The following is a 20772-nucleotide window of genomic DNA, read 5'->3' as shown; positions in this document are numbered from 1 at the left end:
CAAAAGGATTGCCTACTGAAAAAAATAATGCTGATATGAACTTAAATACACAAATTCTGATTGCTGCCATTTTAGGTTTAGCCTTTGGCTTCGTGCTTACCATGTATCCTGATACTGCCTTTGTAAAGCATAGCTTATACGGGTTAGGCATATTAAGTAGTGTCTTTATTGGGCTGCTTAAAATGTTGTTGGTGCCGTTAATTTTCAGCTCTATTGTTGTGGGAGTTTCAAATTTACAGGCAGGAGGGCACCTAGGTCCTGTTTGGAAAATTACGTTTTTATGTTTTATCACCACCACCACATTGGCCTTAATCTTGGGTATTGGCTGTGCTCATTTATTTGAGGTGGGGCGAGGCGTAGATATTTCAATTTTTCAGGCATCAATGCAAAACTATCAAGCACCAGATAGTTTAAACCCAGCAACTTTCTTTACTAACTTTATTCAAAATACGTTAATTAACCCCTTTAAAGCATTTAGTGATGGAAATGTTTTAGCTGTTGTGGTGTTTGCACTATTTGTGGGTTTTGCGTTGGTTCAAGGTGGTGAACGCTTTAAGAGTATCCGCTTATTGAGTCATCAGTTTTTTGAAATGATGATGATGCTAGTGGGATGGGTTATGAAGTTGGCGCCATTAGGAATTTTTGCATTACTTGCTAAATTAATGGCTACAGAAGATATTTCAGTATTAAGCCGCTTGGCAGAGTTCGCTGTTGTTGTAACTGGAACCACTATTTTCCATGGTGCTGTTGTTTTGCCATTACTGCTCTGGATTGTTGGTCGTATGAGTCCTTGGACTTTTTTCAAAGGTACACGTACAGCCTTAATTACTGCGTTTGCCACAAGTTCGAGCTCTGCAACAATGCCGCTGAGTATGAAATGCACACAGGAAAACTTAGGTGTTCGTCCTCAAACGGCAGGTTTTGTGATTCCATTAGGTTCTCAACTTAACATGGATGGTACAGCTTTATATGAGGCTGCCGCTGCGCTCTTTGTTGCAAATTTAGTGGGACTAGACTTAAATCTGACCCAGCAAATTGTTGTGTGCTTAACAGCGATGATTGCATCACTTGGTGCACCAGGAATTCCAAGTGCGGGTATGGTCACCATGATTATGGTATTGCAATCTGTGGGGTTACCAGCTGAAGCAATTGCTATTTTACTTCCAATCGACCGTTTACTCGATACGGTAAGAACGGTGGTAAATGTACAGGGCGATATGATGATTAGTGTAGTTGTAGATCGATATACTAAAGAGAAAGATATCAGTTTCTAAGCGCTAAATAAAAAGCAGGATTTTAAATCCTGCTTTTTTATTTTTAAGCGGCTTGTAGCTCGGCTCTTTTTGCTGCTGGAGATTGAGATAAATAACTTACCGCATCTTCAGTGCTACCTTCTTTAACTGGATCGTACCAAGGCATGAGATAGTCAATTTGCTGAGCAATAAGCCAAAATGGATTTGGTAATACCTGATTATCTTTACGGCTAATCTTGTACCACTCTACAGCAACCCAAACTGGAAAAAATTTAGATTTGGCCGCATCGGCAAATCGAGGATCTTGCTTCATAATATGCGCAGCGCCGTCTACCCATAATCCAAGGACAAGGGTAATAACAGCAAGGCTTAAATAGTAACGTGGGATGTAACCACCACCAAGATGACGATATAAGTCAAAGGCTACGGTGCGATGTTCAATTTCTTCAGAACCATGCCATTTAACCAGATCTACCATTTCTGGATCTGCGCCTAATTCTTCCCAACGGTTGTTATAAAGCGCATATTTACCGAGTACACAGGTCATATGCTCAACAGTTGCGATAACACCTAAACGAAATAAATCCCATTGTTCCTGCAAGAACTGAGGAACTTCTTTATCAAAAGGTTTATCTGCCAAAGCAGTGGTAAATAGATAATTCATAATGTCCAGATTTCTCTGGATATCAATATTACGTGCGCTTAAATATTCTTTATTGGCAGAAGTGTGTGCATTTGCATGCATTGCTTCTTGGCGAATAAATGCTTGGACATCCTGTTTAAGTTTTTCATCGGTAATACGAGGTAAAACCTTATTATAGAGTCGACAGAACCAGAACTCTCCAGCAGGCAAGATATTATTAATTTCATTAATAAAATAACTTGCAAACGGTTGGTTTGGAATCCAGTCTACAGGGGTATCTTTCCAGTCAAATTTTACCTTGCGTGGAAGAATTTTATAATCAATAGAAGAACCTAAAGCCTTATTCTTCAAAAAAGATAGCAATTTCATCATTTAGTCCTGATTTTTAACTCGATGAAGTTATAACGAGTATAAAAAAAGCCCCTACATTTGTGTTTAGCAATAGGGGCCAATTGAATATAAATTTAATAAAGAAATTGTATCTGTTTTGACGATTTACTCTTCAGCATCCTCATCGCTTGCTTCAGGGATCGCATCGACGTCAAATTCAGGCTGTTGCTCAAGCGTAAAGTGTAGACGTCCAGCCATTACACTTGCGAGTTCTTCTAAGCCTAGTTTATTTAATGAAGAGAAAAGCTGAATTGAGAAATCAAGCTTCATTTTTTTCAATTGTTGTTTAACTTCAAGCAAAACTTTGTTTGCTGGACCACGGTTAAGTTTATCTGCTTTGGTTAAAAGAATATGAACAAATAAATGGCGGGAATAAGCCCACTCTAGCATCATCATGTCAAAGTGCTGTAAAGGATGGCGAATATCCATGAGTAAAACTAATCCTTGTAAACTTTTACGATGGATTAAATAGTTCTCCAATTCTTTTTGCCAAACACGTTTCATATCCTCTGGTACAGCCGCATAACCATAGCCTGGAAGGTCAACTAAACGTTGATCGGGATTACCTAAACTAAAGAAGTTAATCATTTGCGTACGGCCAGGTTTTTTTGAGGCACGCGCGAGTTGTTTTTTGTTGGTTAAAGCATTAATAGCGCTAGACTTACCAGCATTTGAGCGTCCTGCAAAAGCAATCTCGTAGCCACTATCTTCAACACAAAGTGCCAATTTGGGTGCACTCATTAAAAACTCAGCTTGGCGTAACCAGTTCAAAGATTGTACGGCATATTCCGTAATCGCCGGGTCTGGTTTTTTTTCATAACTGATCTTTTGCTTGGGTGCTAGTCTGGCTTTGGTGTCTTTCGATTTTTCACTACGACGCATAAAAAATAACTTTTTAAATGAGAGGGCTCGCGCTTAGTATAAAGGAGCTTGGTTATTCTTGCTAATTTTCAGTAAGCTTGGTTGTAAAGATAAATAGAATTACAAACATTAGATTTGCAAAAAGGAAATAGGGGATGTGCCGGATGCAGATTTAGGCTGTTGTAAAACTTCACCTAATGTATGCTGATCTAAACTTTGATAGAAACTTTCTAAAGCCTGATCAAGAATTCCTTTTAAACCACAATGCGAGCGTAAAACACAAGGAGGAGTATTGCATTCAACAATTTGATGATCACCTTGTAAAATTCGTACAATTGCGCCGAGCTTTAAATCTAAAGCTTTTGGATTTAAACGAATTCCACCGCCTTTCCCTCGAATAGTAATAATCCACTCTTGTTTACCCATAAAATGGACAACCTTCACGAGATGATTTTGTGAAACATATAAATCTTGAGCGATTTCTGCAATTGTATACGGTGCATCACTTGGACGAGCGACATACATTAATATTCTTAAAGCATAATCGGTAAATTTATTAAGTTGCATGATCACCAAAACAAAAGGATAAGAGGTTGATCATCTTAGCCTGAAAGTCTAAAGAATAAAACTTTCAGGCTAAAGCTTTTTCAATTACAGCGTTAAAGGAGCTGAAACTTGTACTTGATCACCAACTCTATAGTGTTCAAGCAAAATGTTCGAAACTGAGAACTCTGTATGGTTTTCTTCAGGCTGAACATCAAAATGATAAGTATTATTTTCTTGAGCCTCTGTGAACTTAAATGCTTTAGGTTGTTCAAGCTGTTGGTCGGGAACTTGAACTTTTACAGAAATAAAGGCATTTGCTGGGCCAGTTAATACATCTTCATGGTCAGTTGCTTTTAAAGTGAAACGTTTGCCAGACTCAAGTGGATCAATTTGTGTGATTTCAAATGAACGCCAACCAGCCCATCCACCTTTTAAGCTCTCAAGTTGCGCATATTTTTGTTTTTCAACACCAATTAATATATCTGCTAACTGTAAATAAGCTTGTTTCCACGCTTCAATGAGTTCTGATTCAAAAGGGACATTTAAAACTTCACTAATTGAATGAAGCAAGTTATCGCCCACAATTGCATATTGATCTGGTTGAATGTCTAAACTCACGTGCTTCGTGGTAATGCGTTCAACTGCTTTGGCAAGTACTGTAGGATTCTCAATATTTTCAGCATATGCGAGTACTGCTGCTGCAAGAGCACGAGGTTGGCGTAGGCTGGTTTGATCATCAAGATTAAAAACATTTTTTAATTCTGGGTTGTTATTCAACATACGTTTATAAAAGTATGTAGTCAGAGTAACACCATGTTCACGCAATACAGGTACAGTAGATTTAACGAGTTCAATTTGTTGTGGAGTCATGGCTAGACCTTAATTATCTGGCTATATAAGATGTATTTAAAATACATTTTTAAGAAAATTGTGGCAATAGCTTTTTTACAAAAACCTTAAAAAAATTAAGGGATATTACATCCCTTAATTTAATTGATTGATTTGATTATTTTTTATTTTCCAAATAATGAACCGAGTAATCCTCGTACTAATTTTTGTCCAGTACTACCCCCTAAACTTCGAGCGGCACTTTTTGCAAAAGTTCCAACAATATCTTGAGTCAATTTTGCTCGTTCTCTTGCCGCACGTTCTTCTTCTTTCTGCTGTTCACGTGCTAGACGTTCTTGTTCTTTAGCTTGCTGTTTCTCTAAAGCTTCTTGCTCTTTGGCAAGCTCCGCATCTTGTTTTTGTTGTTCACGCTCAGCGACTTTATTTTGGAGCATTTCATATGCACTCTCACGGTCTACGACTTGTTCATAGACGCCAGCAATAATACTTTGCTCAATTAAAGTTTTTCGTTCTTCAGGTGTGATAGGGCTAAAAGAAGAGTAAGGAGGCATAACCCAGCCACGTTCAACAATTTGTGGAGTACCTTGCTCATCTAGACAACTAATAAGCGCCTCACCCACGGCTAGCTGTGTAATTGCCTCATCCACTTTAAAATCAGGATTTGAACGGAATGTATCTGCAGCAGTTTTTACTGCTTTTTGATCTTTGGGGGTAAAGGCGCGTAGGGCATGTTGCACACGGTTACCAAGCTGACCCAAAACACTCTCTGGTAAATCAAGTGGGTTTTGAGTGATAAAGTAAATACCGACGCCTTTAGAGCGAATTAAACGTACAACTTGTTCAATTTTTTGTTGTAAAGCTTGACTGGCGTTGTCGAATAACAAGTGAGCTTCATCAAAGAAAAACACGAGTTTTGGTTTATCCATATCACCAACTTCAGGAAGTTGTTCAAATAATTCAGAAAGCATCCATAACAAGAAAGTGGCGTATAGCTTAGGTGTATTCATGAGCTTGTCTGCAGCAAGAATATTGATATAGCCGCGACCATTAGCATCAGTTTGTATAAAGTCTAGAATATTTAAAGCTGGCTCTCCAAAGAACTGGTCTCCACCTTGGTCGGCAAGAGCGAGCAAATTACGCTGAATTGCTCCTAAACTAGCTGGAGATAGATTGCCGTACTCGGCTTTAAATTCTGCCGCATGTTCACTCACAAAGGTGATCATAGCTTTCAGATCTTTAAAGTCGACTAACAGTAATCCTTGATCATCTGCAATGCGGAATACAGCAGATAAAACACCTTCTTGAGTATCATTTAGGTTAAGTATGCGTGCTAATAAAATTGGTCCAATCTCAGAAATAGTAGTCCGAATAGGATGGCCTTGTTGCCCAAATAGATCCCAAAAAATAACGGGATTAGCCGCAAATGGAACACTATCAATTTGTAGAAGCTTTAAGCGTTCATTAAATTTATCCGAGGCCTCGCCAGCTTTTGCAAGACTTGAAACATCACCCTTTGCGTCAGCAAGAAAGACGGGAACACCGATTCGAGAAAAACTTTCTGCAAGAACCTTTAGGGTGACTGTTTTACCTGTACCCGTAGCACCTGCAATCAGGCCATGTCGGTTGGCAAATTGAGAAAGCAAAACAATTTCTTTTGATGTGTCATTAATGTTTTTTGCAATAACAATCGGTGTACCCATATATTTTTATCCCTTGGAGCGAGCCACTATTGATGTTGTCGTTTTACAAATGTTTTAGTGCATTTTCGATATCTTGAATTAAATCTTGAGGATCTTCTAGCCCTATACACAAACGAACCAATAAACCTTGTTGTAAATGTGTATTCTCAAGTTTCCTCATCATTTTTAAATCATAAAGCATAACCAGGCTAACCGGTCCGCCCCAGCTAAAGCCAAGTTTAAATAACTTAAGAGCGTCACAAAAACGGCGTACTGCTGAAATATCATAGTCAGGTTTAAATATGACACTGACTAATCCTGCACTCTTACCTGTAGTGCAAATCTCTTGCCAATATTGATGACCTGGAGAGGCTTTATCGCTTGGATGTAGAACTTGTGCAAATTGAGGTTGTTGCTTCAACCATTCCAATAAGGTTTTTGCATTATCTGATTGCTGTTTATATCGTAGTGACATATGTGCGAGGCTGCGCTGAACTTGTGCTGCATCATCTCCTGAGATAGCAATACCTAGAATGGCATGTGTACGGAACAGGCGGTGATACAGTTTTTCATCACGTGTTACAACACTTCCCATTAAAATATCACCACCACCACTTGGATATTTTGTTAGCGCATGTACGGTTAGATCTACCGACAAGTGCTCATCAGAGAAATCAAAAGCATTAAATGCAAGTCCAGCGCCCCAAGTATTATCTAAAGCAGTTACAACTCCATGTGACTTGGCTTTTTTAACAAGTTCTTTAAGATCGGGAAATTCAAGAGTCACTGAACCTGCTGCTTCTATCCATAAGAGCTTGGTTTTTTCAGTCGGCTTAAAACTTGATACATCAATTGAATTATAAATTTTGACACTAATACCATATTGATCTTTTAAGTGGTTTAGATGCTCTAGATTTGGGCCATATATATTGTCCGGGACCCAAACTTCATCGCCTGTTGCTAAAAAAGCAGAGTTAACTAAGTTAATTGCAGATAAACCGCTGGGTGCAAGTAAACAGTACAAGCCACCTTCAATTTGAGCAATATTGTCGCCTAAGGTAAATGTGGTTGGTGTACCGTGCGTTCCATAACTGTAATCATAAGTGTCGGTCCAGTGACGGTCAAAAAGGTGCGTAGTCGATTTAAAAATAATAGTCGATGCACGAAATAAGGGAGGTTGCACAGTTTCAATAAATTGTGGTGCTTTTCGTGGTGCATGAATGAGTCGGGTTTGGAAATTGTTATGCTTTTTCATGGGGCGCTATGCTTTAAATAATAAGATTAGATTAAGAGAAAACTGATTTATTCGCCAGATTTTTGGTTAATTCTAAGATGTTTCGTTACTACTGTAACATTCACTAAAAACTTGGCTTTATTTTTGCAAAGATCAAACCAACATTCTAACAACAATAGGTTTAAGCGCATGAAGTCGCATTTACGTGTTCACTATTTTCAACATATTGCTGGCGAAGGTTTTGGAAGTTGCTATTCTTTTTTAAAAGCACATCACGCCACTATTAGCTCTACAGAATTCTTTGCACTTCCCGTAGATCGGTCACTTGAAATAGAAGCTTTACCTCGCATTGAAGAAGTTGACTTACTACTAATTATGGGTGGAACCATGAGTGTAAATGACGAGGCAAACTATCCATGGCTTAAAATAGAAAAAAGATGGTTGCGTCGATATTTGGCAGCAGGGAAACCAGCAATAGGTCTTTGCTTGGGTGGGCAGCTAATTGCGAATGCATTGGGTGCAGCAGTAAGCCGTAATCGTTATCAAGAACTAGGATGGTCGACAGTTCAAAGAGTTGCAAACTTACCACAAGAAAGTTTTCCGCTACCTGAAGAAATCAATGTGATGCAGTGGCATAGTGAAACATTTGAAATACCTAAAGGAGCTATACGTTTGGCTGAGAGCATTGCTTGCCGTAATCAAATGTATCAGATTGGGAAAAATGTATTAGGTTTTCAATTTCATCCGGAAATGACACCAGCAGCTTTACAGCTTTTACTGGAAAATGAAGAAGAGCTATCTATTTTTGACGGAGAATATGTTCAATCTGCACATGAACTGCAATCTTCAGAAGCACTGAAATTTGAACAAGGTAATCAACTCTTAAATAAAGCAATTGAGTTTGTAATAAATGCATAGAATGAATTATTAATACGTAGCTAAAGTGGAATTTGAGCAAAAAATAGAAAAAGAGAATTGCATAAGACTTAAACAATCGTTATAATGAGCGACCCTCAAGAAGAGGGCATTTACTGCGAAGAAAGTAGTAAATGTGCATTACAGTCGTGGCATCGATCACGACCTTGGTGATTATCACTGCCTTTGACACTTACCAATAGGTGAGATGCGTCAAAGGTGATTCTTTATATATTTGGCTTGGAGTTTACTGGTATGTCTAACCAGAGAATTCGTATCCGTCTTAAGTCTTTTGATCATCGTCTGATTGATCAATCTGCTCAAGAGATCGTAGAAACCGCTAAGCGTACCGGCGCACAAGTTTGTGGTCCAATTCCGATGCCTACTCGCATCGAACGCTTCAACGTTCTTACTTCACCGCACGTTAACAAAGATGCGCGTGACCAGTACGAAATCCGCACCTACAAACGTTTGATCGACATCGTTCAACCTACAGATAAAACTGTTGATGCATTGATGAAGTTAGATCTTGCAGCTGGTGTTGATGTTCAGATCGCTTTGGGTTAAGGCTTTCGGTTAATTAACGATTAGTTAATTAGGCCGCTTTTTTAGAGGTTTATGCACATGGCTATTGGTTTAGTCGGTCGCAAATGTGGTATGACTCGCATCTTTACAGATGCTGGTGTTTCTGTACCTGTTACAGTCATCGAAGTCGATCCAAACCGCATTACGCAAATCAAAACACTTGAAACTGATGGTTATCAAGCTGTTCAAGTAACTACTGGTGAACGTCGCGAATCTCGCGTAACTAACGCTCAGAAAGGTCACTTCGCGAAAGCTGGTGTTGCTGCTGGTCGCTTGGTTAAAGAATTCCGTGTTACTGAAGCTGAGCTTGAAGGTCGTGAAGTTGGCGGTACTATTGGCGTTGATTTGTTCACAGTTGGTCAAATTGTTGACGTAACTGGTCAATCAAAAGGTAAAGGTTTCCAAGGTGGTGTTAAACGTTGGAACTTCCGTACCCAAGACGCTACTCACGGTAACTCAGTTTCTCACCGTGTATTAGGTTCTACAGGTCAAAACCAAACTCCTGGACGCGTGTTCAAAGGCAAAAAAATGGCTGGTCACTTAGGTGATGAACGCGTAACAGTACAAGGTCTTGAAATCGTATCTATTGACGCTGAACGTTCTGTTTTAGTTGTTAAAGGTGCAATTCCTGGTGCAACTGGCGGTGACGTAATTGTACGTCCTACCATCAAGGCCTGAGGGGAAATACCGTGAATTTGAAAACTGTTTCCGGCTCTGCTGTTGAATTGTCTGAAGTTGCTTTCGGACGTGAATTTAACGAGGCTCTTGTACACCAAGTTGTTACTGCTTATTTAGCAGGTGGTCGTCAAGGTACTCGTGCTCAAAAATCGCGTGCAGACGTTTCTGGCGGTGGTAAAAAACCATTCCGTCAAAAAGGTACTGGTCGTGCTCGTGCGGGTTCTATTCGTAGCCCTATCTGGGTTGGTGGTGGTAAAACTTTTGCTGCTCGTCCACAAGATTGGTCTCAAAAAGTAAACCGTAAGATGTACCGCGGTGCAATGCAATGTATCTTAGCTGAACTTGTTCGCCAAGATCGCCTTGTATTAGTTGAAGAGTTTGCTGTTGCAGCTCCAAAAACTAAAGAATTGCTTGCAAAACTTAACGACTTAAATGCTGCTCGTGCATTAATCGTTACTGACGCTGTAGATGAGAACTTATATCTTGCAGCACGTAACCTTCCACATGTAGATGTGGTAGATGCAACTGCAATCGATCCTGTAAGCTTGATCGCGTTTGATAAAGTTGTGATGTCTGTAGCTGCTGCTAAGAAAATTGAGGTAGAACTCGGATGAACAACGAACGTATCTATCAAGTCCTTAAAGGACCAGTCTTCTCAGAAAAGGCACAAGTTTTAGGTGATACTGTTGGTGTTCAAGTATTTAAAGTAGACATCAATGCTACTAAACTTGAAATCAAAAAAGCAGTTGAAAAACTTTTTGGTGTAGAAGTTGTTAAAGTTAACACAACTATTACTAAAGGTAAGACTAAGCGCTTTGGTCGTACATTAGGACGTCGTTCTGATGTTAAAAAAGCATACGTCACCCTGAAAGCCGGCCAAGATGTTGAAATGGCTGACTTGGGCGATACCGCTGAAAGCGCAGCGGAATAAGGACGAAAATTATGCCGATTCAAAAATGTAAGCCAACGTCTCCAGGACGTCGCTTTGTAGAGAAAGTGGTTCATGACCATCTTCACAAAGGCGCTCCTTACGCACCGTTGGTTGAAGCTAAAAAACGTACTGGTGGTCGTAATAACAACGGTCACATTACTACTCGTCACGTTGGTGGTGGTCATAAACAACACTACCGTATCGTTGACTTCAAGCGTAACAAAGACAGCATCCCAGCTGTTGTAGAGCGTATTGAATACGATCCAAACCGTACAGCACATATTGCTTTATTGAAATATGCTGACGGTGAGCGTCGTTATATCATTGCACCTAAAGGTTTACGTGCTGGCGATAAAGTACAATCTGGTAACGATGCTCCAATTCGTCCAGGCAACTGCTTGCCACTTCGTAATATGCCGATCGGTTCTACACTTCATAACGTTGAACTTAAAATTGGTAAGGGTGCACAATTAGCGCGTTCTGCTGGTGCTTCTGTTCAGTTGTTGGGTCGTGATGGTTCTTACGCGATTATTCGTCTTCGTTCAGGCGAAATGCGTAAAGTGCATGTTGAATGCCGCGCTGTAATTGGTGAAGTTTCTAACCAAGAAAACAACCTTCGTTCATTGGGTAAAGCTGGTGCTTCACGCTGGCGTGGTGTTCGTCCTACCGTACGTGGTATGGCGATGAACCCGATTGACCACCCACACGGTGGTGGTGAAGGGCGTAACAAAGGTATTCAACCTGTAAGCCCATGGGGTCAAAAAGCTAAAGGGTACAAGACACGTACCAATAAGCGTACGACTAAGATGATTATTCGCGACCGTCGCGTCAAGTAAAGGAATCTGACTAATGCCTCGTTCTCTGAAAAAAGGCCCATTCGTCGATGCGCACTTGTTCGCTAAGGTTGAAGCGGCTGTTGCTAGTAACTCTCGCAAGCCGATCAAAACTTGGTCTCGTCGTTCGATGATCCTTCCAGATTTTGTTGGTTTAACAATCTCTGTTCATAATGGTCGTAATCACGTTCCAGTAATTGTTACTGAGCATATGGTTGGTCATAAACTCGGTGAATTCGCGCCAACTCGTACCTATCGTGGTCACGGTGTTGACAAGAAATCTAAACGTTAATAGGTGTCATGATGGAAGTAACTGCTAAATTACGCGGTGCCGCTATCTCGGCACAAAAAGCACGTTTGGTTGCAGATCTTATTCGCGGCAAATCTGTTGCGCATGCTTTAAACATCTTAAACTTCAGCAATAAAAAAGCTGCTGTTTTAGTAAAAAAAGCATTGGAATCTGCGATTGCAAACGCTGAACACAATAACAGTTTAGATGTTGACGATCTTAAAGTTTCTACGATTTACGTTGATGAAGGCATGAGCCTTAAACGTATTATGCCACGTGCTAAAGGCCGTGCAGATCGTATTACTAAGCGTACTTGTCACATCACCGTTAAGGTAGGGGTTTGATATGGGTCAGAAGGTTCATCCAATCGGTATCCGCCTAGGTGTTGTGAAACGTCATAACGCTAACTGGTATGCGAATCCGAAACAATACGCTGAATACTTGCTTAAAGATCTTCAAGTTCGTGAGTTTTTAACTAAAAAACTTAAGAATGCGATGGTAAGCAATATTCTTATCGAACGTCCATCAGGCGCTGCTAAAGTAACTATTAGCACAGCTCGTCCTGGTATCGTAATCGGTAAAAAAGGCGAAGATATTGAGAAATTACAGCGCGAACTTACCAGCATTATGGGTGTTCCAGCGCAAGTAAGTATCAACGAAATTGATCGCCCAGACTTAGATGCGCGTTTAGTTGCTGAAGCAATTGCTTCTCAATTAGAAAAGCGTGTTATGTTCCGTCGTGCTATGAAGCGTGCGGTTCAAAACACTATGCGTGCTGGTGCTAAAGGTATCAAAGTTGAAGTGTCTGGCCGTTTAGGTGGTGCAGAGATTGCTCGTACAGAATGGTATCGTGAAGGTCGTGTACCTTTGCATACATTACGTGCAGACATTGACTATGCAACTATGCGTGCAGAAACAACTTACGGTACGATTGGTGTTAAAGTTTGGATTTTCCGTGGCGAGATCTTAGGTGGCATGAAACAAGTCATGAACCCTGCTCCTGCTGAAGATCGTCCAGCTAAACGTGGTCGTGGTCGTGGTGAAGGTCAAGAGCGTCGTGGTCGTCGCGGTGACCGTGCTGCTGACAAGGGAGAATAATCCATGTTGCAACCTAAACGTACCAAATTCCGTAAAGTGCACAAAGGCCGTAACACTGGTCTAGCGCATCGTGGTAGTACAGTATCATTTGGTTCGATTGCAATTAAAGCAACTGAACGTGGTCGTATGACTGCGCGTCAGATTGAAGCTGCACGTCGTACTATTAGCCGCCGTATTAAGCGTGGTGGTAAAATCTTTATTCGCGTATTCCCGGATAAACCAATTACTCAAAAGCCTCTTGAAGTGCGTATGGGTAAAGGTAAGGGTAGCGTGGAATACTGGGTTTGCCAGATCCAACCAGGTAAGATCCTGTACGAAATTGAAGGTGTGAACGAAGAATTAGCGCGTGAAGCATTTGCTTTAGCTGCTGCTAAACTTCCGTTTAAAACCACTATCGTGACTCGGACGGTAATGTAATGAAAACTAAAGATCTACGTGAAAAATCGGTAGAAGAGTTGAAAGCTTTGCTTGATGAGCAGCAGCTTAACCAATTCCGTCTTCGTATGGCGAAAGCAACTGGTCAGTTGGGTAAATCGCACGAAGTGCAAGTTGCTCGTAAGACAATTGCTCGTATTAAGACACTCCTTACCGAAAAACAGGGGAACGGACAATGAGTGAAAAAACAGTCCGCACGTTAACCGGCAAAGTCGTAAGTGACAAAATGGATAAATCTATTGTTGTTCTTATTGAACGCCGCGTTCAACACCCGTTGTATGGCAAGTCAATTCGCCGTTCAACTAAGTTACACGCTCATGATGAGAACAACGTTGCTAAAATTGGTGATGTTGTAACCATTAAAGAAAGCCGCCCAATTTCTAAAACTAAAGCTTGGACTTTAGTGGAAGTAGTTGAAGCAGCTGCTGAGTAATTCGACGTTCTTGTTGCATCATCGGTCAATTTCGAGTACTCTTTGAGCCTTTCGAAATTGTGACCGGTGATGCTCGGTTTTGGAGTAGGGCAATGATTCAAACCGAAACTATGCTCGACGTAGCAGACAACAGTGGTGCTCGCCGCGTACAATGTATTAAAGTACTTGGTGGTTCACATCGTCGTTATGCTTCTGTTGGCGACATTATTAAAGTTACTGTAAAAGAAGCAATCCCACGCGCACGTGTTAAAAAAGGTGACGTGATGAATGCGGTTGTAGTTCGTACTAAATTCGGCATTCGTCGTCCAGATGGTTCTGTGATCCGTTTTGATGATAATGCTGCAGTTATTTTGAACAACAACAAAGCTCCGATTGCTACTCGTATCTTCGGACCAGTGACTCGTGAACTTCGTACTGAACAGTTCATGAAAATCATTTCATTGGCTCCTGAAGTTCTATAAGAGGCAATCATGGCTAAGATTAAAAAAGGCGATCAAGTTATCGTGATCGCAGGTAAAGAAAAAGGCAAACAGGGTACTGTGTTGTCTGTTTCTGAAGACCGCGTTAAGGTTGAAGGCCTTAACTTAGTGAAGAAGCATCAAAAGCCTAACCGTGTAACTGGCGCTGAAGGCGGTGTAGTTACTCAAGAAGCTTCGCTTCATATTTCAAACGTGGCAATTTTAAATGCTACAACCCAGAAGGCTGACCGTGTTGGTTACCAAGTGATTGATGGCGTGAAAACTCGCGTTTATAAATCAAATGGTGAATCAGTGGCGGTAGCGAAGTAATAGGTTGAAAAGGCAATGGCCAGACTTAAAGCACGTTACAATGATGAACTTAAAGCAAAGTTAAAAGAAGAACTTGGCATTAAGAACGTGATGGAAATTCCACGCATCACAAAAATTACCCTAAACATGGGTGTAGGCGCAGCTGCAACTGATAAGAAATTATTAGATGGCGCTGTAGTCGACATGCAATTAATTGCTGGTCAAAAACCAGTAATTACACTTGCTCGTAAATCTATCGCAGGTTTCAAAATCCGTGATGGTTGGCCAATTGGTTGTAAAGTTACTTTACGTGGCGACCAAATGTACGAATTCTTGGACCGTTTGATCTCTATCGCAATCCCTCGTATCCGTGACTTCCGTGGTTTCTCTTCGAAATCATTTGATGGTCGTGGTAACTACTCAATGGGTTTGAAAGAGCAAATCGTTTTCCCTGAAATCGATTTCGATAAGATTGATCGTATTCGTGGTATGGATATTACCATTACTACGACTGCTCGCACCGATGACGAAGGCCGTGCGCTTATGCGTGCATTCGGCTTCCCGTTCAAATAAGAGGTCGATATGGCTAAGAAAGGTATGATTAATCGCGAATTGAAACGCGAAAAAACAGTTGCTAAATACGCTGCAAAACGTGCTGAATTAAAAGCTACAATTGCAAACGTAAACGCAAGTGAAGAAGAGCGTTTCGAAGCGATGTTAAAGTTACAAGCATTGCCACGTAATGCATCTCCGGTACGTCTTCGTAACCGTTGTGGTTTAACTGGTCGTCCTCATGGTTACTTCCGTAAGTTCGGTTTAAGCCGTAACAAATTACGTGACACAGTAATGCAGGGTGATGTACCAGGCGTTGTTAAGGCAAGCTGGTAAGGAGCGACTAAATGAGTATGCAAGATACCGTTGCCGACATGCTAACACGTGTTCGTAACGCACAAATGGCTAAGAAACAAACTGTTTCTATGCCTTCTTCTAAGTTGAAAGTTGCAATTGCAAACGTACTTCAACAAGAAGGTTATATTTCAAATGTAGAAGTTGCTCAAGAAGAGACAAAATCTACTTTGACAATTACTTTAAAATATTTCGAAGGCAAACCAGTTATCGAAATGGTTAAGCGCGTAAGCCGTCCAGGTCTTCGCCAATACCGTGGTAAAGATAAACTTCCAAGCGTTAAGCAAGGTTTAGGTATTGCAATTGTTTCTACAAGCAAAGGCATCATGACTGATCGCGCTGCACGTGCTGCAGGCGTTGGTGGTGAAGTTATTGCTTTTGTTTCTTAATAGGTGATTCCTCATGTCTCGTGTGGCTAAAGCCCCAGTAACTGTACCTAATGGTGTAGCAGTTACTCAGAACGGCCGGCAGGTCGAAGTGAAAGGCAGCAAAGGTACATTGTCTTTCAACCTGCATGCGCTGGTCGAGCTAAAACAGGAAGAAGGTAAACTTCAACTTGCTCCAGTTAAAGAATCGAAAGATGCTTGGATGCAAGCTGGTACTGCTCGCGCTGTATTGAACAACCTTGTAAAAGGTGTTAGCGAAGGCTTCGAACGTAAGTTACAGCTAGTTGGTGTTGGTTATAAAGCTGCGGTTAAAGGTACTGTTGTAAACCTTAACCTTGGTTATTCACACCCAATTGACTACGCTTTACCAGAAGGTGTAACAGCGGAAACTCCAACTGCAACTGAAATCATTTTGAAATCAGCAAACAAGCAGTTGTTAGGTCAAGTAGCGGCAGAAATCCGTGCGTACCGTGCTCCTGAACCATATAAAGGTAAAGGTGTTCGTTATTCGGATGAAGTCATTCTTCGTAAAGAAGCTAAGAAGAAATAAGGCGCGAGGTTCTTATGAACGAAAAGAAACAATCCCGTTTGCGTCGTGCGAAAAGCACACGCTTGCACATTCGTGCATTGGGTGCGACTCGTTTGTGTGTAAACCGCACTCCGCGTCACATCTATGCTCAAGTTATTTCAGCAGATGGTGGCAAAGTTTTAGCGCAAGCTTCAACTTTGGATGCATCTTTACGTAGCGGTACTACAGGTAATGTAGATGCAGCTACTAAAGTAGGTGCTTTAATCGCAGAACGCGCGAAAGCAGCTGGTGTAACTAAAGTTGCATTTGACCGTTCTGGTTTTAAATATCATGGTCGTATCAAAGCCTTGGCTGATGCTGCTCGTGAAAACGGCTTGGAGTTCTAATCATGGCTAAAGTTGAACAAAACGAAGGTCTTGTTGAAAAGCTGGTTGCCGTTGATCGTGTAGCCAAAGTTGTTAAGGGCGGTCGTATCTTCTCTTTCACAGCATTAACTGTTGTGGGTGATGGTAATGGTCGTGTTGGTTTTGGTCGTGGTAAAGCACGTGAAGTTCCTGCTGCTATTTCTAAAGCACTTGAAGCTGCTCGTCGCAACATGATCACTGTAGACCTTGCTGGTACTACTTTACAACACCCTGTGAATGCTCGTCATGGTGCAAGCCGTGTATACATGCAACCTGCTTCAGAAGGTACTGGCGTAATCGCTGGTGGTGCAATGCGTGCCGTTCTTGAAGCTGCAGGTGTACATAACGTACTTGCTAAATGTTATGGTTCTACAAATGCTGCTAACGTAGTAAACGCAACTTTTAAAGGTTTGCGTGATATGACTTCTCCTGAGAAAGTCGCTGCGAAACGTGGTAAATCAGTAGAAGAAATTCAAGGGTAATCAATCATGAAAACGATTAAAGTTACCCAGACTAAATCTTCTTCACATCGCTTGAAAAATCACAAGCTTTGCTTACAAGGTTTAGGTCTGCGTCGTATTGGTCATACTGTAGAAGTGCAAGATACGCCTTCTAACCGTGGTATGATCAACAAAGTCTACTATATGGTTAGTGTAGAGGAATAAGCCATGACTCTGCGTTTAAATGAGCTTGCACCTGCAGAAGGTGCAAAACGTGAACACCGTCGTTTAGGCCGTGGTATCGGTTCTGGCGTTGGTAAGACTGGTGGCCGTGGTGTCAAAGGTCAAAAATCACGTAAAAGTGGTGGCGTTCGTCCAGGTTTCGAAGGCGGTCAAACAGCGATTTATCGTCGTTTACCTAAATTCGGTTTCACTAGCCAAATCGCTTTAAAAACTGCTGAAGTACGTTTGTCTGAGTTAACTAAAGTGGAAGGCGACATTGTTAGCCTTGAAACTTTAAAAGGTGCGAATGTTGTTCGTCGCGATCAAATTCGTGCTCGTATCGTGCTTTCTGGTGAAATCACTCGTGCATTCACTGTTCAAGGTGTTGCATTGACTAAAGGCGCTAAAGCTGCAATTGAAGCAGCTGGCGGTAAAGTCGAGGAGTAATCTCGAGTGTCTATGTCTCCTAGTTCTTCAGGTCATGTCAACATGATGAAAGGTCAGCCATTTCATGTGAAATACCGTGAAATTATTCGCCGGATGAGTTTTCTAATCGGTGCATTGCTGGTCTTTCGACTAGGAGCGCATATTCCAGTACCAGGCATTAATAATGCTGCGTTAGAAAATTTATTTCATGCAAACCAAGGAACTATTCTTGGGCTATTCAATATGTTTTCTGGCGGTGCTTTAGAGCGAATGTCGATTCTTGCTTTAGGGATCATGCCTTATATTTCTGCATCTATTATTGTGCAGTTAATGTCAACAGTGATTCCTTCTCTTGAAGCCTTGAAAAAGGAAGGGGAGCAAGGTAAGCGAAAAATTAATCAATATACGCGTCAAGGTACATTACTACTTGCAGTGGTTCAGGCAGTAGGTATGTGTGCAGGCCTTATTGGTCAGGGTATTACTCTGTCTACAGGACTTGCATTCTATATACCTGCAGTTACATCACTTATCGCTGGAACTATGTTCTTAATGTGGTTAGGTGAACAAATCACTGAAAGAGGTATCGGTAATGGTATCTCAATGATTATTTTTGCAGGTATTGTAGCTGGTTTGCCTAAGTTAATTATGCAATCAGTGTCATCTGTAGATAATGGTCAAACAAGTTTAATTGGTCTTGTTATCTTTGGTCTTTTGTCTCTTGGTGTATTGGCTGCGATTGTGTTTATTGAAAAAGCACAGCGTCGTATTCCAGTAAACTATGCGCAGAAGCAGCAAGGGCGTCGTATATTTACAGCTCAGCAAACACATCTACCATTAAAAATTAATATGGCTGGTGTGATTCCTGCGATTTTTGCAAGTTCTTTACTATTGTTCCCAGCAAGTCTTGGACAATGGGTGGGTAGTGCAGATCCGAATGCTGGTTTAATTAAACGTAGCTTACAAGATTTAGCTTTGGTATTGTCGCCTGGACAGCCTTTGTATTTGGTGCTCTTTGGTGCGTTAATTATCTTTTTCTGTTACTTTTATACGGCTTTAGTATTTAGCCCTAAGGAAGTATCAGAAAATCTAAAACGCAGCGGAGCTTATGTGCCTGGTATTCGCCCAGGTGAGCAAACTGCTCGTTACTTAGATCATATTCTTAATCGTTTGACGTTTATTGGTGCGATTTATATTACAGTCATTTGTTTGATGCCAATGATTCTACAAAGTTCTTTTGGTATTCCATTCTATTTGGGTGGTACCTCATTACTGATCGTAGTCGTTGTTGTTATGGACTTTATGGCTCAGCTACAAGCGCATTTAACATCTCATCAATATGACAATCAAACATTAATGAGAAAAACGACTGCTCATCCTAAGGGATAAGCGCACTTAGAGGTTTCATCATGAAAGTACAAGCTTCTGTAAAGAAAATTTGTGGTAGCTGTAAAGTTATCCGTCGTAATGGGGTTATTCGCGTGATTTGTAGCGCAGAACCTCGTCATAAGCAGCGTCAAGGTTAATCTAATCAAGACCTGTTGATTTCAGTAGGCGAATTGGGTTAATATCCGCCCCTCAAGATTTTTGTGGGGCGGTTGATTATCTCTACTGCCTTTTTGGAGAAAAGTGAATGGCTCGTATTGCCGGTGTAAACATTCCGGATAACAAGCATGCTGTTATCTCCCTCACTTACATCTTTGGTATCGGTCGCCACACTGCTAAGAATATCTTAGCTACAGTTGGTATTACTGAGACTACTAAGATCCGTGAGTTGGACGATGCTCAGCTTGATGCGATTCGTGCAGAAGTTGCTAAGGTTCCTACCGAAGGTGACTTACGTCGCGAAATTTCCATGAACATTAAACGTTTAATGGATTTAGGTTGCTATCGTGGCCTTCGTCATCGTCGCAGCTTGCCTGTCCGTGGTCAACGCACCAAAACTAACGCACGTACCCGTAAAGGTCCGCGCAAACCGATTAAAAAGTAAGATTTCTGGAAGCTAAAAGATGGCTAAAGATACTCGCACACGCAAGAAGGTCACTCGTACCGTCTCTGAAGGTGTTGCACACATTCACGCGTCTTTTAATAACACCATTGTTACGATTACCGATCGTCAAGGTAATGCATTGGCTTGGGCCACCTCAGGTGGACAAGGCTTCCGTGGTTCACGTAAATCAACTCCGTTTGCTGCTCAGGTAGCTGCTGAAGTTGCTGGTAAAGCAGCTTTAGATTACGGTTTGAAAAACCTTGACGTCCTTGTAAAAGGTCCTGGTCCAGGTCGTGAGTCTGCGGTTCGTGCATTAGGCGCAGTGGGTTATAAGATTAACAGCATTACCGATGTGACTCCAATTCCTCACAACGGTTGCCGTCCACCTAAAAAACGTCGCGTGTAAGGAGAAACATTCATGGCTCGTTATATTGGTCCAAAATGCAAACTCTCTCGCCGCGAAGGGACAGACCTGCAACTTAAATCTGGCGTTAAACCATTTGACGTCAAAACAAAAAAAGCTAACAAAGCACCTGGTCAACACGGTCAGGCTCGCGGTGGTAAGCAATCTGAGTATTCACTACAATTACGTGAAAAACAAAAAGTCCGTCGTATTTACGGTGTGTTAGAGCGTCAATTTAGTAACTACTATAAAGAAGCAGCTCGTGTAAAAGGCGCAACTGGTGAGAACTTGTTGAAATTGCTTGAAAGCCGTCTTGATAACGTTGTTTATCGCATGGGTTTTGGTTCTACACGTGCAGAAGCTCGTCAGTTAGTAAGTCACCGTAGCATTACTTTGAATGGTCGTCGTGTAAACATCGCATCTATTCAAGTTAAAGCGGGTGATGTAATTGCGGTTCACGAAGGTGCTAAACAACAATTGCGTATCAAAAACGCGATTGAATTAGCTGCTCAACGTGGTATTCCAGCTTGGATTGATGTTGATCATTCTAAACTTGAAGGTACGTTTAAAGCTGCACCAGATCGTTCTGATTTACCTGCTGAAATCAACGAAAGCTTGATTGTAGAATTGTATTCTAAATAATCCTTGAG

Annotated in this window: 33 protein-coding genes and 2 pseudogenes; 28 read left to right on the top strand and 7 right to left on the bottom strand. The window is 41.3% G+C overall.

Translation table 11 applies throughout. The features are described from left to right. Window positions 1-8: 8 nt before the first annotated feature. A complete protein-coding gene (locus tag MKL35_RS03065; protein ID WP_032011506.1) occupies window positions 9-1274 on the top strand; it encodes a dicarboxylate/amino acid:cation symporter in 1266 nt (421 codons plus the stop codon). A gap of 43 nt (window positions 1275-1317) precedes the next feature. Here MKL35_RS03065 and MKL35_RS03060 read toward each other — a convergent pair whose 3' ends face one another. The 7 genes and pseudogenes from MKL35_RS03060 to MKL35_RS03035 form a co-directional block, all read right to left on the bottom strand. Continuing rightward, the gene (locus tag MKL35_RS03060; RefSeq protein ID WP_079378128.1) at window positions 1318-2268 is read right to left on the bottom strand and encodes a metal-dependent hydrolase; all 951 of its coding nucleotides are present in this window, start codon (window positions 2266-2268) and stop codon (window positions 1318-1320) included. A 123-nt stretch (window positions 2269-2391) separates the two neighbouring features. Beyond that, entirely contained in the window at window positions 2392-3168 is a 777-nt protein-coding gene (gene yihA, locus MKL35_RS03055) for a ribosome biogenesis GTP-binding protein YihA/YsxC (RefSeq protein WP_004884586.1), read from the bottom strand. 108 nt (window positions 3169-3276) lie between these two features. Next, window positions 3277-3714, bottom strand: coding sequence for an RrF2 family transcriptional regulator (locus MKL35_RS03050; protein ID WP_032011507.1), 438 nt, complete (start codon window positions 3712-3714; stop codon window positions 3277-3279). 84 nt (window positions 3715-3798) lie between these two features. After that, window positions 3799-4563, bottom strand: coding sequence for a globin domain-containing protein (locus MKL35_RS03045; RefSeq protein WP_004711803.1), 765 nt, complete (start codon window positions 4561-4563; stop codon window positions 3799-3801). 2 nt (window positions 4564-4565) lie between these two features. Continuing rightward, window positions 4566-4687 (bottom strand): annotated as a pseudogene (locus MKL35_RS19410) (hypothetical protein). A gap of 19 nt (window positions 4688-4706) precedes the next feature. Next, entirely contained in the window at window positions 4707-6242 is a 1536-nt protein-coding gene (locus MKL35_RS03040) for a helicase HerA-like domain-containing protein (protein ID WP_032011508.1), read from the bottom strand. A 43-nt stretch (window positions 6243-6285) separates the two neighbouring features. Next, window positions 6286-7476 carry a PLP-dependent transferase gene (locus MKL35_RS03035; protein WP_270912802.1) on the bottom strand — a complete coding sequence of 397 codons (1191 nt, stop codon included), beginning with the start codon at window positions 7474-7476 and terminating at the stop codon, window positions 6286-6288. A gap of 168 nt (window positions 7477-7644) precedes the next feature. Between MKL35_RS03035 and MKL35_RS03030 the strand changes: the two genes are divergently transcribed. From MKL35_RS03030 to rpsD, 27 genes and pseudogenes are all read left to right on the top strand, one after another. Further along, window positions 7645-8373 carry a type 1 glutamine amidotransferase gene (locus MKL35_RS03030; protein ID WP_032011509.1) on the top strand — a complete coding sequence of 243 codons (729 nt, stop codon included), beginning with the start codon at window positions 7645-7647 and terminating at the stop codon, window positions 8371-8373. A 252-nt stretch (window positions 8374-8625) separates the two neighbouring features. Continuing rightward, window positions 8626-8937 (top strand): 30S ribosomal protein S10, encoded by a 312-nt coding sequence (gene rpsJ / locus MKL35_RS03025; RefSeq protein ID WP_000070912.1) that lies wholly within the window; start codon window positions 8626-8628, stop codon window positions 8935-8937. A 57-nt stretch (window positions 8938-8994) separates the two neighbouring features. Further along, window positions 8995-9633: a 50S ribosomal protein L3 gene (gene rplC, locus MKL35_RS03020; RefSeq protein WP_002049740.1), complete on the top strand. Its 639-nt coding sequence runs from the start codon at window positions 8995-8997 to the stop codon at window positions 9631-9633. 11 nt (window positions 9634-9644) lie between these two features. Next, window positions 9645-10247, top strand: coding sequence for a 50S ribosomal protein L4 (rplD, locus tag MKL35_RS03015; RefSeq protein ID WP_002049755.1), 603 nt, complete (start codon window positions 9645-9647; stop codon window positions 10245-10247). After that, window positions 10244-10564 carry a 50S ribosomal protein L23 gene (gene rplW / locus MKL35_RS03010; protein ID WP_002049693.1) on the top strand — a complete coding sequence of 107 codons (321 nt, stop codon included), beginning with the start codon at window positions 10244-10246 and terminating at the stop codon, window positions 10562-10564. Before rplD ends, rplW begins: the two co-directional genes overlap by 4 nt. Window positions 10565-10575: 11 nt before the next feature. Then, window positions 10576-11400, top strand: coding sequence for a 50S ribosomal protein L2 (rplB, locus tag MKL35_RS03005; RefSeq protein WP_002049686.1), 825 nt, complete (start codon window positions 10576-10578; stop codon window positions 11398-11400). 13 nt (window positions 11401-11413) lie between these two features. Continuing rightward, on the top strand, window positions 11414-11689 hold the full coding sequence (gene rpsS, locus MKL35_RS03000; RefSeq protein ID WP_001138119.1) for a 30S ribosomal protein S19: 276 nt from the start codon (window positions 11414-11416) through the stop codon (window positions 11687-11689). Window positions 11690-11700: 11 nt separating this feature from the next. After that, complete coding sequence (rplV, locus tag MKL35_RS02995; protein ID WP_001982638.1) at window positions 11701-12030, top strand: 50S ribosomal protein L22; 330 nt, start codon at window positions 11701-11703, stop codon at window positions 12028-12030. A gap of 1 nt (window position 12031) precedes the next feature. After that, a pseudogene (gene rpsC / locus MKL35_RS02990) lies at window positions 12032-12848 on the top strand (30S ribosomal protein S3). Continuing rightward, on the top strand, window positions 12788-13201 hold the full coding sequence (gene rplP / locus MKL35_RS02985) for a 50S ribosomal protein L16 (protein ID WP_002049688.1): 414 nt from the start codon (window positions 12788-12790) through the stop codon (window positions 13199-13201). Before rpsC ends, rplP begins: the two are co-directional and overlap by 61 nt. Continuing rightward, entirely contained in the window at window positions 13201-13398 is a 198-nt protein-coding gene (gene rpmC, locus MKL35_RS02980) for a 50S ribosomal protein L29 (RefSeq protein WP_000849928.1), read from the top strand. Before rplP ends, rpmC begins: the two co-directional genes overlap by 1 nt. Further along, the gene (gene rpsQ / locus MKL35_RS02975) at window positions 13395-13652 is read left to right on the top strand and encodes a 30S ribosomal protein S17 (protein ID WP_001291845.1); all 258 of its coding nucleotides are present in this window, start codon (window positions 13395-13397) and stop codon (window positions 13650-13652) included. The genes rpmC and rpsQ overlap by 4 nt, the downstream gene beginning before the upstream one ends. Before the next feature lie 92 nt (window positions 13653-13744). After that, window positions 13745-14113 carry a 50S ribosomal protein L14 gene (rplN, locus tag MKL35_RS02970; RefSeq protein ID WP_001982634.1) on the top strand — a complete coding sequence of 123 codons (369 nt, stop codon included), beginning with the start codon at window positions 13745-13747 and terminating at the stop codon, window positions 14111-14113. 9 nt (window positions 14114-14122) lie between these two features. Then, window positions 14123-14440: a 50S ribosomal protein L24 gene (gene rplX / locus MKL35_RS02965; protein WP_002049703.1), complete on the top strand. Its 318-nt coding sequence runs from the start codon at window positions 14123-14125 to the stop codon at window positions 14438-14440. 15 nt (window positions 14441-14455) lie between these two features. Next, window positions 14456-14992: a 50S ribosomal protein L5 gene (gene rplE, locus MKL35_RS02960; RefSeq protein WP_002049698.1), complete on the top strand. Its 537-nt coding sequence runs from the start codon at window positions 14456-14458 to the stop codon at window positions 14990-14992. 9 nt (window positions 14993-15001) lie between these two features. Next, window positions 15002-15307, top strand: a complete 306-nt coding sequence (gene rpsN, locus MKL35_RS02955; protein WP_002049689.1) for a 30S ribosomal protein S14 — start codon at window positions 15002-15004, stop codon at window positions 15305-15307. 11 nt (window positions 15308-15318) lie between these two features. Next, a complete protein-coding gene (rpsH, locus tag MKL35_RS02950; protein ID WP_002049732.1) occupies window positions 15319-15714 on the top strand; it encodes a 30S ribosomal protein S8 in 396 nt (131 codons plus the stop codon). 13 nt (window positions 15715-15727) lie between these two features. Further along, entirely contained in the window at window positions 15728-16261 is a 534-nt protein-coding gene (gene rplF, locus MKL35_RS02945; RefSeq protein WP_002049709.1) for a 50S ribosomal protein L6, read from the top strand. Window positions 16262-16275: 14 nt separating this feature from the next. Continuing rightward, complete coding sequence (gene rplR / locus MKL35_RS02940; RefSeq protein ID WP_002049741.1) at window positions 16276-16626, top strand: 50S ribosomal protein L18; 351 nt, start codon at window positions 16276-16278, stop codon at window positions 16624-16626. A 2-nt stretch (window positions 16627-16628) separates the two neighbouring features. Further along, complete coding sequence (gene rpsE, locus MKL35_RS02935; RefSeq protein WP_001141025.1) at window positions 16629-17126, top strand: 30S ribosomal protein S5; 498 nt, start codon at window positions 16629-16631, stop codon at window positions 17124-17126. Window positions 17127-17132: 6 nt separating this feature from the next. Next, window positions 17133-17309: a 50S ribosomal protein L30 gene (gene rpmD / locus MKL35_RS02930; RefSeq protein ID WP_000849088.1), complete on the top strand. Its 177-nt coding sequence runs from the start codon at window positions 17133-17135 to the stop codon at window positions 17307-17309. Window positions 17310-17312: 3 nt separating this feature from the next. Continuing rightward, window positions 17313-17753, top strand: a complete 441-nt coding sequence (gene rplO / locus MKL35_RS02925; RefSeq protein WP_119689194.1) for a 50S ribosomal protein L15 — start codon at window positions 17313-17315, stop codon at window positions 17751-17753. A 45-nt stretch (window positions 17754-17798) separates the two neighbouring features. Continuing rightward, window positions 17799-19118 (top strand): preprotein translocase subunit SecY, encoded by a 1320-nt coding sequence (secY, locus tag MKL35_RS02920; RefSeq protein WP_170318186.1) that lies wholly within the window; start codon window positions 17799-17801, stop codon window positions 19116-19118. A 20-nt stretch (window positions 19119-19138) separates the two neighbouring features. Continuing rightward, the gene (gene rpmJ, locus MKL35_RS02915; protein WP_000867907.1) at window positions 19139-19255 is read left to right on the top strand and encodes a 50S ribosomal protein L36; all 117 of its coding nucleotides are present in this window, start codon (window positions 19139-19141) and stop codon (window positions 19253-19255) included. Between the two features lie 107 nt (window positions 19256-19362). Next, complete coding sequence (gene rpsM / locus MKL35_RS02910) at window positions 19363-19719, top strand: 30S ribosomal protein S13 (protein ID WP_000090816.1); 357 nt, start codon at window positions 19363-19365, stop codon at window positions 19717-19719. Between the two features lie 19 nt (window positions 19720-19738). Next, window positions 19739-20125, top strand: a complete 387-nt coding sequence (gene rpsK / locus MKL35_RS02905) for a 30S ribosomal protein S11 (RefSeq protein WP_001040166.1) — start codon at window positions 19739-19741, stop codon at window positions 20123-20125. A gap of 12 nt (window positions 20126-20137) precedes the next feature. Continuing rightward, the gene (gene rpsD / locus MKL35_RS02900; protein WP_002049716.1) at window positions 20138-20764 is read left to right on the top strand and encodes a 30S ribosomal protein S4; all 627 of its coding nucleotides are present in this window, start codon (window positions 20138-20140) and stop codon (window positions 20762-20764) included. Window positions 20765-20772: the final 8 nt, after the last annotated feature.

This window comes from Acinetobacter sp. AOR41_HL (assembly GCF_027854645.1).
In the GTDB taxonomy this organism is placed as follows: Bacteria; Pseudomonadota; Gammaproteobacteria; order Pseudomonadales; family Moraxellaceae; genus Acinetobacter; species Acinetobacter nosocomialis.
The sequence above is the reverse complement of the archived record's forward strand: the minus strand, read 5'-3'. Positions and strand labels throughout refer to the sequence as shown.

Coding starts and splice junctions, on each gene's coding strand:
- MKL35_RS03060 (WP_079378128.1), bottom strand. CDS start 2,268: ATGATGAAATTGCTATCTTTTTTGAAGAATAAGGCTTTAGGTTCTTCT.
- yihA (WP_004884586.1), bottom strand. CDS start 3,168: ATGCGTCGTAGTGAAAAATCGAAAGACACCAAAGCCAGACTAGCACCC.
- MKL35_RS03050 (WP_032011507.1), bottom strand. CDS start 3,714: ATGCAACTTAATAAATTTACCGATTATGCTTTAAGAATATTAATGTAT.
- MKL35_RS03045 (WP_004711803.1), bottom strand. CDS start 4,563: ATGACTCCACAACAAATTGAACTCGTTAAATCTACTGTACCTGTATTG.
- MKL35_RS03040 (WP_032011508.1), bottom strand. CDS start 6,242: ATGGGTACACCGATTGTTATTGCAAAAAACATTAATGACACATCAAAA.
- MKL35_RS03035 (WP_270912802.1), bottom strand. CDS start 7,476: ATGAAAAAGCATAACAATTTCCAAACCCGACTCATTCATGCACCACGA.
- MKL35_RS03030 (WP_032011509.1), top strand. CDS start 7,645: ATGAAGTCGCATTTACGTGTTCACTATTTTCAACATATTGCTGGCGAA.
- rpsJ (WP_000070912.1), top strand. CDS start 8,626: ATGTCTAACCAGAGAATTCGTATCCGTCTTAAGTCTTTTGATCATCGT.
- rplC (WP_002049740.1), top strand. CDS start 8,995: ATGGCTATTGGTTTAGTCGGTCGCAAATGTGGTATGACTCGCATCTTT.
- rplW (WP_002049693.1), top strand. CDS start 10,244: ATGAACAACGAACGTATCTATCAAGTCCTTAAAGGACCAGTCTTCTCA.
- rplB (WP_002049686.1), top strand. CDS start 10,576: ATGCCGATTCAAAAATGTAAGCCAACGTCTCCAGGACGTCGCTTTGTA.
- rpsS (WP_001138119.1), top strand. CDS start 11,414: ATGCCTCGTTCTCTGAAAAAAGGCCCATTCGTCGATGCGCACTTGTTC.
- rplV (WP_001982638.1), top strand. CDS start 11,701: ATGGAAGTAACTGCTAAATTACGCGGTGCCGCTATCTCGGCACAAAAA.
- rplP (WP_002049688.1), top strand. CDS start 12,788: ATGTTGCAACCTAAACGTACCAAATTCCGTAAAGTGCACAAAGGCCGT.
- rpmC (WP_000849928.1), top strand. CDS start 13,201: ATGAAAACTAAAGATCTACGTGAAAAATCGGTAGAAGAGTTGAAAGCT.
- rpsQ (WP_001291845.1), top strand. CDS start 13,395: ATGAGTGAAAAAACAGTCCGCACGTTAACCGGCAAAGTCGTAAGTGAC.
- rplN (WP_001982634.1), top strand. CDS start 13,745: ATGATTCAAACCGAAACTATGCTCGACGTAGCAGACAACAGTGGTGCT.
- rplX (WP_002049703.1), top strand. CDS start 14,123: ATGGCTAAGATTAAAAAAGGCGATCAAGTTATCGTGATCGCAGGTAAA.
- rplE (WP_002049698.1), top strand. CDS start 14,456: ATGGCCAGACTTAAAGCACGTTACAATGATGAACTTAAAGCAAAGTTA.
- rpsN (WP_002049689.1), top strand. CDS start 15,002: ATGGCTAAGAAAGGTATGATTAATCGCGAATTGAAACGCGAAAAAACA.
- rpsH (WP_002049732.1), top strand. CDS start 15,319: ATGAGTATGCAAGATACCGTTGCCGACATGCTAACACGTGTTCGTAAC.
- rplF (WP_002049709.1), top strand. CDS start 15,728: ATGTCTCGTGTGGCTAAAGCCCCAGTAACTGTACCTAATGGTGTAGCA.
- rplR (WP_002049741.1), top strand. CDS start 16,276: ATGAACGAAAAGAAACAATCCCGTTTGCGTCGTGCGAAAAGCACACGC.
- rpsE (WP_001141025.1), top strand. CDS start 16,629: ATGGCTAAAGTTGAACAAAACGAAGGTCTTGTTGAAAAGCTGGTTGCC.
- rpmD (WP_000849088.1), top strand. CDS start 17,133: ATGAAAACGATTAAAGTTACCCAGACTAAATCTTCTTCACATCGCTTG.
- rplO (WP_119689194.1), top strand. CDS start 17,313: ATGACTCTGCGTTTAAATGAGCTTGCACCTGCAGAAGGTGCAAAACGT.
- secY (WP_170318186.1), top strand. CDS start 17,799: ATGAAAGGTCAGCCATTTCATGTGAAATACCGTGAAATTATTCGCCGG.
- rpmJ (WP_000867907.1), top strand. CDS start 19,139: ATGAAAGTACAAGCTTCTGTAAAGAAAATTTGTGGTAGCTGTAAAGTT.
- rpsM (WP_000090816.1), top strand. CDS start 19,363: ATGGCTCGTATTGCCGGTGTAAACATTCCGGATAACAAGCATGCTGTT.
- rpsK (WP_001040166.1), top strand. CDS start 19,739: ATGGCTAAAGATACTCGCACACGCAAGAAGGTCACTCGTACCGTCTCT.
- rpsD (WP_002049716.1), top strand. CDS start 20,138: ATGGCTCGTTATATTGGTCCAAAATGCAAACTCTCTCGCCGCGAAGGG.